This is a genomic window from Photobacterium toruni (assembly GCF_024529955.1).
Classification (GTDB): Bacteria; Pseudomonadota; Gammaproteobacteria; order Enterobacterales; family Vibrionaceae; genus Photobacterium; species Photobacterium toruni.
In genome coordinates, this window is the sequence record NZ_AP024854.1 from 1,684,607 (window position 1) to 1,697,132 (window position 12,526).

Annotated in this window: 10 protein-coding genes; 5 read left to right on the forward strand and 5 right to left on the reverse strand. The window is 38.1% G+C overall.

Annotated features, from left to right (window positions below; translation table 11 throughout):
- Positions 1 to 82: 82 nt before the first annotated feature.
- Both OC457_RS08050 and OC457_RS08055 read left to right on the forward strand, forming a co-directional pair.
- The gene (locus OC457_RS08050) at positions 83 to 973 is read left to right on the forward strand and encodes a tyrosine-type recombinase/integrase (protein ID WP_080176252.1); all 891 of its coding nucleotides are present in this window, start codon (positions 83 to 85) and stop codon (positions 971 to 973) included.
- A complete protein-coding gene (locus OC457_RS08055; protein ID WP_080176223.1) occupies positions 970 to 2,028 on the forward strand; it encodes an IS91 family transposase in 1,059 nt (352 codons plus the stop codon). The genes OC457_RS08050 and OC457_RS08055 overlap by 4 nt, the downstream gene beginning before the upstream one ends.
- 244 nt (positions 2,029 to 2,272) lie before the next feature.
- On the opposite strand, the gene OC457_RS08060 is transcribed toward OC457_RS08055, so the two are convergent.
- The 4 genes from OC457_RS08060 to fruB form a co-directional block, all read right to left on the reverse strand.
- Positions 2,273 to 2,890, reverse strand: coding sequence for an imm11 family protein (locus tag OC457_RS08060; RefSeq protein WP_080176222.1), 618 nt, complete (start codon positions 2,888 to 2,890; stop codon positions 2,273 to 2,275).
- A gap of 744 nt (positions 2,891 to 3,634) precedes the next feature.
- Complete coding sequence (gene fruA, locus OC457_RS08065) at positions 3,635 to 5,386, reverse strand: PTS fructose transporter subunit IIBC (RefSeq protein ID WP_080176221.1); 1,752 nt, start codon at positions 5,384 to 5,386, stop codon at positions 3,635 to 3,637.
- A gap of 83 nt (positions 5,387 to 5,469) precedes the next feature.
- Positions 5,470 to 6,414 carry a 1-phosphofructokinase gene (gene pfkB / locus OC457_RS08070; protein WP_080176251.1) on the reverse strand — a complete coding sequence of 315 codons (945 nt, stop codon included), beginning with the start codon at positions 6,412 to 6,414 and terminating at the stop codon, positions 5,470 to 5,472.
- 47 nt (positions 6,415 to 6,461) lie between these two features.
- Positions 6,462 to 7,580 (reverse strand): fused PTS fructose transporter subunit IIA/HPr protein, encoded by a 1,119-nt coding sequence (fruB, locus tag OC457_RS08075; RefSeq protein ID WP_080176220.1) that lies wholly within the window; start codon positions 7,578 to 7,580, stop codon positions 6,462 to 6,464.
- A gap of 377 nt (positions 7,581 to 7,957) precedes the next feature.
- Between fruB and cra the strand changes: the two genes are divergently transcribed.
- Positions 7,958 to 8,941 (forward strand): catabolite repressor/activator, encoded by a 984-nt coding sequence (gene cra / locus OC457_RS08080; protein ID WP_080176219.1) that lies wholly within the window; start codon positions 7,958 to 7,960, stop codon positions 8,939 to 8,941.
- A gap of 97 nt (positions 8,942 to 9,038) precedes the next feature.
- The gene (locus OC457_RS08085) at positions 9,039 to 10,076 is read left to right on the forward strand and encodes an FUSC family protein (RefSeq protein WP_080176218.1); all 1,038 of its coding nucleotides are present in this window, start codon (positions 9,039 to 9,041) and stop codon (positions 10,074 to 10,076) included.
- A 59-nt stretch (positions 10,077 to 10,135) separates the two neighbouring features.
- On the opposite strand, the gene OC457_RS08090 is transcribed toward OC457_RS08085, so the two are convergent.
- Positions 10,136 to 11,041 (reverse strand): putative PEP-binding protein, encoded by a 906-nt coding sequence (locus OC457_RS08090; protein WP_080176217.1) that lies wholly within the window; start codon positions 11,039 to 11,041, stop codon positions 10,136 to 10,138.
- 317 nt (positions 11,042 to 11,358) lie between these two features.
- On the opposite strand from OC457_RS08090, the gene OC457_RS08095 reads away from it, so the two are divergent.
- Entirely contained in the window at positions 11,359 to 12,417 is a 1,059-nt protein-coding gene (locus OC457_RS08095) for a 3-deoxy-7-phosphoheptulonate synthase (RefSeq protein WP_080176216.1), read from the forward strand.
- Positions 12,418 to 12,526: the final 109 nt, after the last annotated feature.

The window sequence follows — 12,526 nt, forward strand, 5'->3', positions numbered from 1 at the left end:
GTTGAACGAAGCCGCTGCGCGGCAGAGTAAAGCAGGCAGTGATTAAGCTACCTTTAATACTCCTTATAATGGAGTATTTATGATGAATAACGAACAACAACAACGTTCAGATTATCTTTATGAACAACATGTTACCCACCTAACCTTGCAAGGTAAACGTCCAGCCACGATTGATGGTTATAGTCGTGCACTTCGTCGCATTACTCACCATTTAGATAAATCGCCTGATACGTTAACCACTAATGATCTCAAGCGATACTTTGCTCAACTGATTAAAACCCATTCATGGAGCACCGTCAGAATTGATCGTAATGGATTACAGTTTTTCTTTAAGCATGTACTTCAACGTGATTGGGAATGGCTTAATATTGTTAAGCCACCACAAGTTAAAACATTGCCTGATATTTTAACGCCAGCAGAAGTTAGCCACTTAATAAATTCAACCAAGCAACTACGTTACCAAGTCTTTTTTCTGACCTTGTATAGCCTTGGGTTGCGATTAGGGGAAGGATTAGATCTCGCTGTTGGCGATATTGATCGTCATCGAATGTTAGTCCATATTCGGAATGGTAAAGGTGGTAAAGATAGATTTATCCCTATTCCAAGACGAACATTGTATGCTCTGCGTTATTACTGGCAAACCCACAAAAACAGCCGCTATCTTTTCCCATCACAGTTTAATGTTAACCATACCGTGATGGATCGTGGTGGTATTCAAAAAGCTATGAAAGCAGTAATTAAAAGCTGTGGGATCAATAAATCAATCAGCCCACATAATTTACGCCATAGCTATGCGACTCACTTATTAGAACAAGGCCTCGATTTACGCTCAGTTCAACATTTATTAGGTCATAACAGTTTAAATACTACCGCTAAATATACTCATCTTACCGATATCTCCCGTAAAAATACGTCAACGACCATTAACCAACTTGCTAATGATTTAACACTATCATGGGATCTCAAACTATGACTTTTCAATCATTATTGAGTGACTATTTCGATGAGTTTTATGCGACTTATTCAAATCAAATTAATCACGATATCCGCAATGCCATGAAAGTCATGTTGGCTTGTCATACGGAACAACAAGGACATAGTCGCTGGCAATGTTCTCACTGTGAACATCACATCAATCATCCAATGTCATGCGGACACCGTCATTGTACGCAATGCCAACACCGAACGACATCAGACTGGTTAAACAAGCAACAGCAAAAACTGTTACCGATTGATTATTTTATGGTGACGTTTACGCTGCCAGCAGAACTTCGATACCTTGCAAAACGACACCCTAAATTGTTGTACCAAGCCATGTTTACCGTCACTGCCAGTATTGTAAAAAGCTTTGCTCATAATGATAAACATCTTGGCAATAAAATAGGTTTTACTTCTGTGTTGCATACTCATAATCGTCGTCGAGACTTACATCCTCACATTCATATGGTGATCACTGGCGGTGGCTTTGATGACAAGAAACGACAATGGATACAGTGTAAAAATAAGTACCTATTTAATGCTTTTGTGTTAGCGAAAGTATCGCGAGCTAGATTACTGGAATATATCACCAGCGAACTCAAACTCCCCTTACCTGACAAATTAGCAAATAAATGGATAGTAGATTGCCGCCATGTAGGTCATGGAAAACCCGCTTTATTGTATTTATCAACGTATCTTTATCGTGGGATCATCGCAGATAAAGATATTCTTTATCTCGATAATCATCAGGTGACATTTCGATATAAAGATAACCAAACAAAGACAATGAAAACGCGCACTTTGCCTGTATTACAGTTTCTATGGCTGATATTGCAACATGTATTACCAAAAGGGTTAAGGCGAGTTCGTGATTATGGTTTATTACGAGGACATGAAAAGAAACAACTTCAACTGATCCAATATGCCTTTATGTTAGCAGGGCAACTAACGTTGCCCCCACAACAAAAAGTTGTCCGTTTAACGGCACAACCCTTTTGCCCCTGCTGCCAACATGTCATGCAATTAGCGGGGATTTTTCGACCCAGATAAAAACGTAAAATAATAAGGATAATGGCATTAACGCGTAATAATTAAAGAGGATTTTATTATAAATCAAAGTATTAAAATTATTGGTTCACGCCAAGGATAACGCTCGACTTCTTTTCAGTATCACCTTTCATGACATTCCCAATATTTACTTATATAAAGCCGCTCGGGCTTGTCCAACACTTCGGATAGGTGTCGGCTGCGCGACACATATCCTTATCTGTTATGTGTAAATACATATACTGATTTAAAACTGGTCTCCTTCATTAAAGTCAGAAACTCTAATAAAGTTAACACCTGAAAAGTTTTCTTTTGAAATGAATTCGACAATACTTTTATGAAAAAACAAATAACTCTTAGAGCAATTTGCAACTTTAAATATCAATCGACTTTCTTCATTAATATGATTTAGCACGGCTTCATTCAAGTAATATTGCTTAACTTCAAGGAAGTCATCATCATCGTTGTCATCGAAATCAAATATTTCTATTTTTGACCGAGTAAGATCAAGGCAATTTAACTCAGTATATAAACCCAAATACCAATAATTTCCATGGTCATTATTGGCATTATCAATATAGATAGAAGGATAGATTTGAACACCATCGATAGTATATTGACTCAATTCGTCTTTAAGTTTTTTATTTATCAATAAACCAGATGTATCTACAACTAAATCAGTTAATAAATCAGAAGTTTTCTCCCCCTCACTAAAACCATTAGTAAAAAATAAAGGGTCTCCTCCATTTTCTAATTTTTTGTAATGGTACTTTCTAAGTGCTGTTCGTTTATCTGGTTTTATATGAACTTGAGTGTCATCATTTGGACGAAAAGCAATATAGTACTCATCATTGTATTTTGTCATTGCTTACTCCCAACTATGATCTTAAAAATTACTACCATATAAAACAAACACATAACAACTTATTATATTAACAACTTGCCCGAATTTATTCTTTGAATCTGCGCCCGTATTTAATTCGTCATTATACAAAAAACATTATCACATTGGTTGCCCGATAGAAGTCACAAAATCGGGCACCTGCCTTTTAGTTGCTACTTTTTTTACTCATATTAATTGCTGTATGTATTAACAGTATAAAAGGTGCGCAATGGCTTCTCTCTTTCTAACTTACATAAAAGAATGCATGTATCAAAAAACTACGCAAAACGTCTGTTGAAAGTTACTTATATTGGATAAAAAACATTCTGATAAATTAGACAATGATGATGTTGAACAATTTCTGTCTTATTTAAATAACCAATCACCACATTAAAAAAATAATAATTAATAACATTACAACACGCTATAAGTAGATTCCCTATCGCGTTCGTAACCTCACTGTAGGGAATGACGACGTGAGTTTTATATTCACTCTCAGAATTTTTAGTGACCGTTTAAATATATCAAAAATAATAACGATACAACACGCTGTAAATAGATTCCCTATCGCGTTCGTAACCTCACTGTAGTGAATGACGGGTTGTTGTTGTAGCTTTAATAACAAAATGCGCTCTTGCTGATCCCTCGTCCCTTACAACCTATACCCTCGCCCACAAAAAAGCCGACAATTAAGTCGGCTTTAAATGATGGTGTATTTACTATTAATTACGCGTTAGCTTGTGCCGCTTCAGCTGCAACTGAACCTTCTTCTGGACGCTTTAAGAATGCGTACGTTACACCTGTTACTACCGTACCTGCGGCAATCGCGACAAGGTAAAGTAACGCTGGTGAAATTGCGTTTGGAATAAGCAGAACAAACAAGCCACCGTGGGGAGCCATTAGTTTTGCACCAAACAACATTGATAATGCACCAGTTAATGCGCCACCAATCATACAGCTTGGAATAACACGCATTGGATCACGAGCTGCAAATGGAATCGCACCTTCAGAAATAAAGCACATACCTAATACAAATGCTGCTTTACCTGCTTCATTTTCACTGTTCGAGAACTTACGTTTCGCAAGGAATGTCGCTAAACCCATGCCCATAGCTGGCACCATACCAGCGGCCATTACTGCTGCCATTGGAGCGTAGGTTTGTGAGGCAAGTAAACCAACACCAAAGGTATAAGCTGCTTTGTTTACAGGACCACCTAAGTCGAAACACATCATACAGCCAAGGATAATACCCAGTAATACTGCGTTCGCTGAACCCATATTATTTAAGAATGTGGTTAAACCTGCCATTGCTGCTGATACAGGACCACCAACGATGTAAATCATTACCAAGCCTGTAATTAAGCTTGCCAATAATGGCACAATCAAAATCGGCTTTAAGGCTTCCATCGATTGTGGCAATTTGATTTTTTCAACCAAGAATTTCGCACTGTAACCTGCTAGAAAACCAGCAACGATACCACCTAAGAAACCAGCTCCCGTTGTGCTTGCTAACATACCACCAATTAAACCTGGTGCTAAACCAGGGCGATCGGCAATTGAGAATGCTATGAAACCAGCTAATACTGGCACCATTAACGCAAATGCTGAGCCACCACCGATGGTCATTAATGCCGCAGCTAATGTGCCTTCTTGTTTAAAGGCATCGATACCAAACACAAACGATAAGGCAATCGACAAACCACCAGCGACCACTAACGGCAACATGTAAGACACACCCGTCATTAAGTGCTTATACGGCCCTGCTTTTTCAGTTTTTTTATCAGTCGCTTGAGCATTAGTATTGCCAGCTTGATGATATACTGTGGCGGTCGCAAAGGCTTTTTCTAACTCTGCTTTTGTTTTCTTAAGCGCTAAACCTGTGCTAGTTTTGTACAGCTTTTTGCCATTAAATCGCGCTAAATCTACTTCAATATCTGCTGCGATAATCACTAAATCTGCAGCTGCAATTTCAGCATCTGTCAGTTGATTCTTAGCCCCGACTGAGCCACGAGTTTCAACTTTAATCTCATAACCTTGGCGCTGACCTTCTTCTGTTAACGCTTCTGCTGCCATAAAGGTATGTGCAACACCTGTTGGACAAGCGGTGATCGCTACAATTTTCTTAACCGCATTATCGCTTTCATCAGCAAGTGGTTGAGTTGCTGCCGTTAATACTTGTGCCTGTGTTACTGCATCTGTTAACCATGCTTTGGTATTTTCAAAACATGCAGTGATATCTGCTTGATAAACTTTTTTGCCTACAAAGCGTGAATTATCAATTGCTGTACCCGCCGCAATGATGATCACTTCAGCATCATCAATCTGCTGTTGAGTCAGTATCTTTGTTGGATTAAACGCTGTTTGGCATTCTATGCTTGCTTGCCATTGTAACTCTGCTGCGGCTTTTTCTAATAAACCCGCTGCGATGATGGTGGTTGCAATGCCACTAGGGCAAGCTGTTACTAATGCTATTTTCATATTTACACCTTGGTCAATATTGCTTCACATTGTTATTCTTTTATTGTTAAGCAATGAAGTGATTAAGCTCTTATGTAATTAAACTACTGAGTTACAATGACATGCTTAGCAATATCATTAACTTTATTAATATTCTCGACACCGACACCAACTTGTGTCACCGCTACCGCTGATAATGCCGTCGCAAACTGTAATGACTGCACTTTTGAATGTTGATTAAGTTCACCCCAACATAAACCAGCCACTAAAGTATCACCTGCGCCGACGGTGCTAACCACTTCCATTTTTGGTGGTTGAGCATGAAGCCAACCTTCATGGTTAAACCACATCACCCCTTTTGCGCCAAGAGATACCACCACATTTGCAATACCTTTCGTTGCGATTTGTTCCGCAACATCCATACATTGTTGTTGGCTCGTCAATACTTGTCCGGCCCATTCAGCCAGTTCTTCATCATTAGGCTTAACAAGCCATGGATGTGCATCTAAACCTGCATCTAATGCTGACTTACTACTATCAAAAAATACCTTTTTACCTAATTGGTGTAATTTTTCTAACCAATTAGCACACATGTCGGGTGTAATGCCTTGCGGTAAACTACCTGCAATCACAAACACATCATGGGTGGTTGCTAATTCAAATAATGTTTTCTCAAACGCTAAAATATTGGCAGCAGTTACTGCAACACCTGGAAAATTAATATCACTGACTTGACCATTTTTCTCGACCAATTTAACATTAATACGGCTTGCACCTGCCACTCGAATAAACTTATCAGTTGCCCCTATTTGCTCAAACAATTGACAAAAAGGTTCCTGATTATCAGCGCCTAACAAACCAGTTACTGTCACATCAGCACCTAGCTCCGCTAATACTTTAGCAACGTTAACCCCTTTGCCTGCAGGATGCAGATTACCTTGTTCAACCACATTAACAGTACCTAACGAAATAGTGCGTAAACTACCAGTTAGATCTAATGCCGGATTAAGCGTAACGGTTACAACTTTAGGTTTAACATTTTGTGACATGCTTTGTGTCTCGGTGTTTTGTGTTGAAATAGTCATGACTGCAATCCTTATAGTTTTTCGCCTAAGCCATCAGCAATAGCTTGGCCAATTGCCGTTAATGCCGCTTCTGCATCACTACCTTGCGCGGTAAATTGCAACTCACTGCCACATTTCACACCAAGCCCTATCACTTTCATCAAGCTTTTCGCATTAACAGGTTTACTATCACTGGTCAAATTAACAACTTGAATATCAGCATCAAACTTTTTCGTTGTATTAACCAGCATTGCACCAGGACGTGCATGTAAGCCATGAGGATTAAGAATGGTAAAAATAGCCTGATTACCGTCTAAACTCACTTGAGTTAATGCTGTTACCATCTCTTGTGCTGATGACGCTAACCATTGCCCCACTTTATTTTGAAATATCAAATTGGTTAGGTATTCAAGGTTAACTTTATGCGCCATATTATTCGCTGCCACCATAATCATACCTGCAACAGGATGACCTAACTCTTCAAAAGGTACTTGAGGCGTTACAACAGCAATCGCAGTACGTTTAACCTCTTTGCTACTTTTAACCAGCCATAAACCTTGCCCTAAATAAGTCGGCCCTTGATTAATAGCATCTGTTACGGTGCTGGTTTCTGCAAAGCCTTGGTATTTAATGAGTCCAGCGGTTACTGCTGTTAACTGTAATAAATCTTGAGCTGGAAATTGCTTTAAAATAAGCTCCGCATTACATTCAGCCTCTTGTTGTTCATCACCATTAAGCAAAGTAATCATCGCTTGTTCAGATTCACAATGACGTAATTTATCTTCAACACCATCCGCTGATAACACTTTAGTTAGCTGTTTTAAAATACCTAAGTGTTCATCTGATTTAGCCGCAATACCAATGGCAACATATACTGTTTGATCATTTCCCCATGGCACACCTTGCGGGAAATGGTGAATTTTCACTCCAGTATGGTTAACTAAATCACGGGTTTCAGTCGTTCCATGAGGAATTGCAATACCGTTACCAAGATAAGTTGAATTTTGTTGTTCACGAGCAAGCATGCCATTGACATACCCTGTCTGTACTAGCCCTGTAGCTTCAAGATCAGCCGCCAATGCCTTGATCGCATCTTCTTTATTAGCCGCTACTTGTTGCATCGCAATATCATTTTTAGACAGTGATAACATTTAATTCTCCACTGCAATGCTCTATGAGAACATCGCTATTTATTGTGCTATTCATTAGAGTCATACTTAGCAACCCAATTAGCTTATTGATAATACTCTCACTTGTATGACAAATAAGCTAAATGGTTTCAGCTAAAAAGGGAAATTAAATTTTCACCTCACATAACACTTTATACATCCAATAAAATACATTTTAACTTTCTGCTGAATCCTTTCAGCTTGCATACTGAATCGTTTCAGCTAAAATTGCAAACGTTGATAGATATGTATGAATAAAATATATGATCAAGCGCACAAACTTATCTTTAACAAATAGTAATCAGTTCTATTAGATATCTTATGCTTTCCTTAGCATGAATTCACAAAGGGTAACGACAATGACATTAGATGAAATTGCAAAACTAGCAGGCGTGTCTCGAACCACAGCAAGTTATGTTATTAATGGGAAGGCAAAACAGTACCGAATCAGTGAGAAAACCCAACACAAAGTCATGGCAATTGTTGAAGAGCATAACTATCGTCCTGATCATGCTGCGACCTCACTTCGCATTGGAAATAGCCATTCACTTGGATTAATTATTCCTGATTTAGAAAATACCAGTTACGCTAAAATTGCAAAATTACTTGAGCGTAATGCACGTAAAGCTGGCTATCAGATGATCATCTCTTGTTCTGATGACGATCCTGAAACGGAAATGAAAGTCGTTGATATGCTATTAAGTCGGCGTACAGATGCTTTAATTGTGGCGAGTTCATTAGCAGCAGATAATCATTTTTATCGAAATATTCAAGCTAATGGTGTACCTGTCATTGCTATTGACCGCGCCTTAGACGACGAATTTTTTGCATCTGTTATTAGTGAAGATTTAGAAGGGGCTTATCAACTTACACAATCATTATTAAGTAACCCAATTAACAGCATTGGTCTAATTGGAGCAGTACCTGATTTAGATGTATCAAAAGAGCGCCAACAAGGGTTTACCGCTGCTATTCAGCGTCATCAGCATTCAATAACAACAATGATCAGTTACGGAGAACATTTTAGCCAACAAAATGGCCAACATATTATTCAACAATGGATTGATGATGATTGTTTTCCTGACGCTATTTTAGCAACGTCCTATACTTTATTTGAAGGAGTACTTGATTGTCTGCTTAAAAACCCCCAATTAATGAGCCATACGTATTTAGCTACTTTTGGTGATAATCGTTTATTAGATTTTTTACCAAATAAAATACAATCATTACCACAACAATTTGAGCTTATTGCTGATCATGCGCTAGCACTAGCTCTTCAAGCGATAAAAGGAAATTACCAGCCTAATATTGAGGTTATTCCTCGCCAAGTGATTCATCGATAACACATAAAAATTATTCTGTTGCGGAATAATAGCAATAATGAAAAAATACTAAGCAATTCATAATTATATTATCCATTAGATCGTTATAGGCTCCACCATGTATTTACGTTTTAAAGCATTATTAATATCGCATGCACAGTTCTCTCATGCTTTGCGGGTTACATTGGCCATTGCTTTCACCCTCGCCTTTTATTCAGTAATACATGTACCGCATTCTATGTGGGGACCAGTAACGGTAGTGGTTGTTATGATGCAACCTTATGCTGGCGCTATTGTTTATAAAGGTTTTCAGCGTATTGGCGGTACGTTATTAGGTGCAATCTTGGGACTATTAACCGTTTTATTTCCCGATAAATTTGATTATCTGATTCCAGCATGGATGCTAGCATGGGTATTCTTACTCTCACTAAAATCTTATGGTAAGAATATTTATTTCTTCTTTTTAGCGGTAATGACGTTGATTATCGTTTCTTATCAGGGAGATACTGCATTAGAAGTCAGCGTTGCATTATGGCGAGTAGCCAATATTTTAATTGGTAGTTTAATTGCCATTGCTTTTTCTTTATTGCTACCTATTCGTGCAATAACAAGCTGGAACACGCTATTTAATCAAAATTTACGTGCTTTACGCCAACTTTATCAAGCTCATGCTTCTGCCCATATGCTGAGTATTAAACAGCTTAATTCAATGAAACGCGAAGTCTTAGAACGACATATGAAAATGATCATTTTATTACCTAACGTACAAAAAGAAAGGCACAAACTCGCAGGTCATTATCGAACAATTATTACCGTACAACGTTCATTAATTAGTGTTACTGAACAATTAATTGAGACTCACTGGAGTTCAGATATTAGCCGACGTCAGTTATTGGCTCAAACAGATCTAAAACAATACCAACAGCATATTATTACTATTTTAAATCAATTAGAGCAGGCATCTACAAATCACAGTAGTTTAATGGATATAGACACATTACCTGATATAGACATTCTTCCAACAATGGCAGAAGAAATATTACCAAATGATGCTGCTAATGCGCTTGGTATTTATGCCTATTTTTGGCTAACTCGTCAGTTTATTAGTCGACTTGATGCACTGATTATTCAATTGCGCATTATTAATCAAAAATAAAAACGAACCAGAATAAAAAACCAGCACTATTGTCATTAATCAGTGCTGGTTTCTCTTATTTAGCAAATGACATTTGTTATTTCATTATCCTGTAACCACCGTTGTAAACGTGGTGACTGTGTGATTTTAGCATAATAGATATCGCAATCTTTTGATGTATTTCCCACAGCGGTTAACAACATTTTTAATAACTGTATCACCGCATCATTTTGAGTATCAATATGGTAATTGAGATTTGGATTAGCAAAGTCTTGCCCCAATGCCAATTGAGCTAATTGTTCAACATCTGCTACAAAACCATCAAAATAATGAATAAAGGTGTCAGCTAATAATGCGTTAGCGGGTACAGAACATAACATATGGACTTTTAAGCCATTCGCACCTCGGCACAATCCCTGCTCGGCTAATAAATCAATCATGGTCGCAGCCTCACTGAATGTACGCACAAACGGCACAACCAGTTCAATATTATCACCTCCCATAGCTGCACGAGCACGCTTAATTGCCTCACATTGCAAAGCAAAACTGGTTCGATAATTAATATCAGCATAAAAGCTCACACCACGTAATCCTAGTTGCGGATTAACTTCTGTACTTTCTAACTCAGCACCAAGAAGTTGATATCGACAATTAGCATCCGCTCCTGCTAATTGTACTTTTAGCGGTGCTGCACCTTGTTGCCTCGCGGCTGACACTAATAATTCGCTTAGCATAGCAACATAATATTCAGCCAACACCACCGTTTGCTGACCATATTGATCAGCTATTTTTTGTTGTAATGCTTGTTGAGTACTATCGGATAACATATTTTGTTGCGAAAAGACTAAGGGGTGAATACCAATCTCATTAGCAATAAGATCATCGAGCGAAACTAACCCAATACTCTCATGATTGAGCGTAGCTAATTGTTGTGCGTTATGTAAAAGCGCTGTTGTTGTCAGTAATAATTCGGTTTGTGTTGTCATACTTCACCTATACATCCATGTTAAAAAACCGAGTGTCTATCATCTTAATATATTAAATAGACAATAATTGACCTTACTGTGTGTTGAATTTTCAAGCAAGAATAAAACGTTATTTAATAACAATTATTCAACTTTCAACCTATATGCCACCAGGTTTATGTTAATTAATAATTGCATGCAAAATCACCATTTCAGTAAACAATATCTACAATTACTCACTAAAAACCTATTTGTTATCACAAGTTTGGTTTATTCCAATGATGATTTGGGCTATCTTAACGGGGTTATTACAGAGATACCAAGGTAGGCACACTATTATGCCAATGAAAACAGATGAACTTCGCACAATAAGTCTCGGTCGTATGCCGACCCCAGCAGAAGTAGAAACAGCCTCACCAATGACAGATGCTATTGCTATGCATGTTGATAACGCACGTAAGCAAGTAGAAGCCATTCTATCAGGTAAAGATTCACGTCTTTTGGTGATTGTAGGACCATGTTCAATTCATGACACCAACGCTGCTATTGACTATGCGAAACGCCTTGTTGCTGTACAAGAAATATATAAAGACCAGCTTTTGATCGTTATGCGCACCTATTTTGAAAAGCCGCGTACCGTAATTGGCTGGAAAGGTTTAGTCTCAGATCCACACCTAGATGGTAGTCTTGATCTCGCTACAGGTTTACATAAAGCGCGTAAATTATTAATTGATATTAATGCGTTAGGATTGCCCACTGCGACTGAATTTTTAGATATGATCACAGGTCAATATATTGCAGACCTCATCACATGGGGAGCCATTGGTGCCCGCACCACTGAATCTCAAATCCATCGTGAAATGGCATCTGCATTATCTTGCCCTGTTGGCTTTAAAAATGGCACTGATGGCAATATTAAAATTGCAATTGATGCTATTCGAGCTACACGCGCATCACACTTGTTTTGCTCACCAGATAAAAACGGTCAAATGACAATTTATCGTACCGCTGGCAACCCATATGGTCATATCATTCTTCGTGGTGGCAAAATGCCAAATTACCATCAAGAAGATATTAAAATAGCTTGCGAAACATTAACTGAGTTTGCATTAGCACCAAAGTTAATTGTCGATTTTAGCCATGGTAATTGCCAAAAACAGCATAAACGTCAACTCGATGTAACTGCTGATATCTGTGAACAAATTCGTAATGGCAGCCAGTCTATTGCCGGAATTATGGCTGAAAGCTTTATTGAAGAAGGCAATCAAACAGTAATCAGCGGTAAAGAAAGTGAACTTGTATATGGAAAATCAATAACAGATCCATGTATTGATTGGAATGATACGCTAGTGATGCTTGATATGTTGGCTAGCGCAATTAAAGATGCCAACGCATAATTTCGGCTTAACATCTTAATACAATAAAGGAGCAACAGCACATTGTTGCTCCTTTCCTCATTTTTAATTAACGGTATAATGTACGCGTTAATTTATAACGGGATAAATT

What these genes read in the sequence shown, in the direction of transcription:
- OC457_RS08060 (WP_080176222.1), bottom strand. Translation starts at nt 2,890, where the DNA reads ATGACAAAATACAATGATGAGTACTATATTGCTTTTCGTCCAAATGAT.
- fruA (WP_080176221.1), bottom strand. Translation starts at nt 5,386, where the DNA reads ATGAAAATAGCATTAGTAACAGCTTGCCCTAGTGGCATTGCAACCACC.
- cra (WP_080176219.1), top strand. Translation starts at nt 7,958, where the DNA reads ATGACATTAGATGAAATTGCAAAACTAGCAGGCGTGTCTCGAACCACA.
- OC457_RS08055 (WP_080176223.1), top strand. Translation starts at nt 970, where the DNA reads ATGACTTTTCAATCATTATTGAGTGACTATTTCGATGAGTTTTATGCG.
- OC457_RS08090 (WP_080176217.1), bottom strand. Translation starts at nt 11,041, where the DNA reads ATGACAACACAAACCGAATTATTACTGACAACAACAGCGCTTTTACAT.
- pfkB (WP_080176251.1), bottom strand. Translation starts at nt 6,414, where the DNA reads ATGTCACAAAATGTTAAACCTAAAGTTGTAACCGTTACGCTTAATCCG.
- OC457_RS08085 (WP_080176218.1), top strand. Translation starts at nt 9,039, where the DNA reads ATGTATTTACGTTTTAAAGCATTATTAATATCGCATGCACAGTTCTCT.
- OC457_RS08050 (WP_080176252.1), top strand. Translation starts at nt 83, where the DNA reads ATGAATAACGAACAACAACAACGTTCAGATTATCTTTATGAACAACAT.
- OC457_RS08095 (WP_080176216.1), top strand. Translation starts at nt 11,359, where the DNA reads ATGCCAATGAAAACAGATGAACTTCGCACAATAAGTCTCGGTCGTATG.
- fruB (WP_080176220.1), bottom strand. Translation starts at nt 7,580, where the DNA reads ATGTTATCACTGTCTAAAAATGATATTGCGATGCAACAAGTAGCGGCT.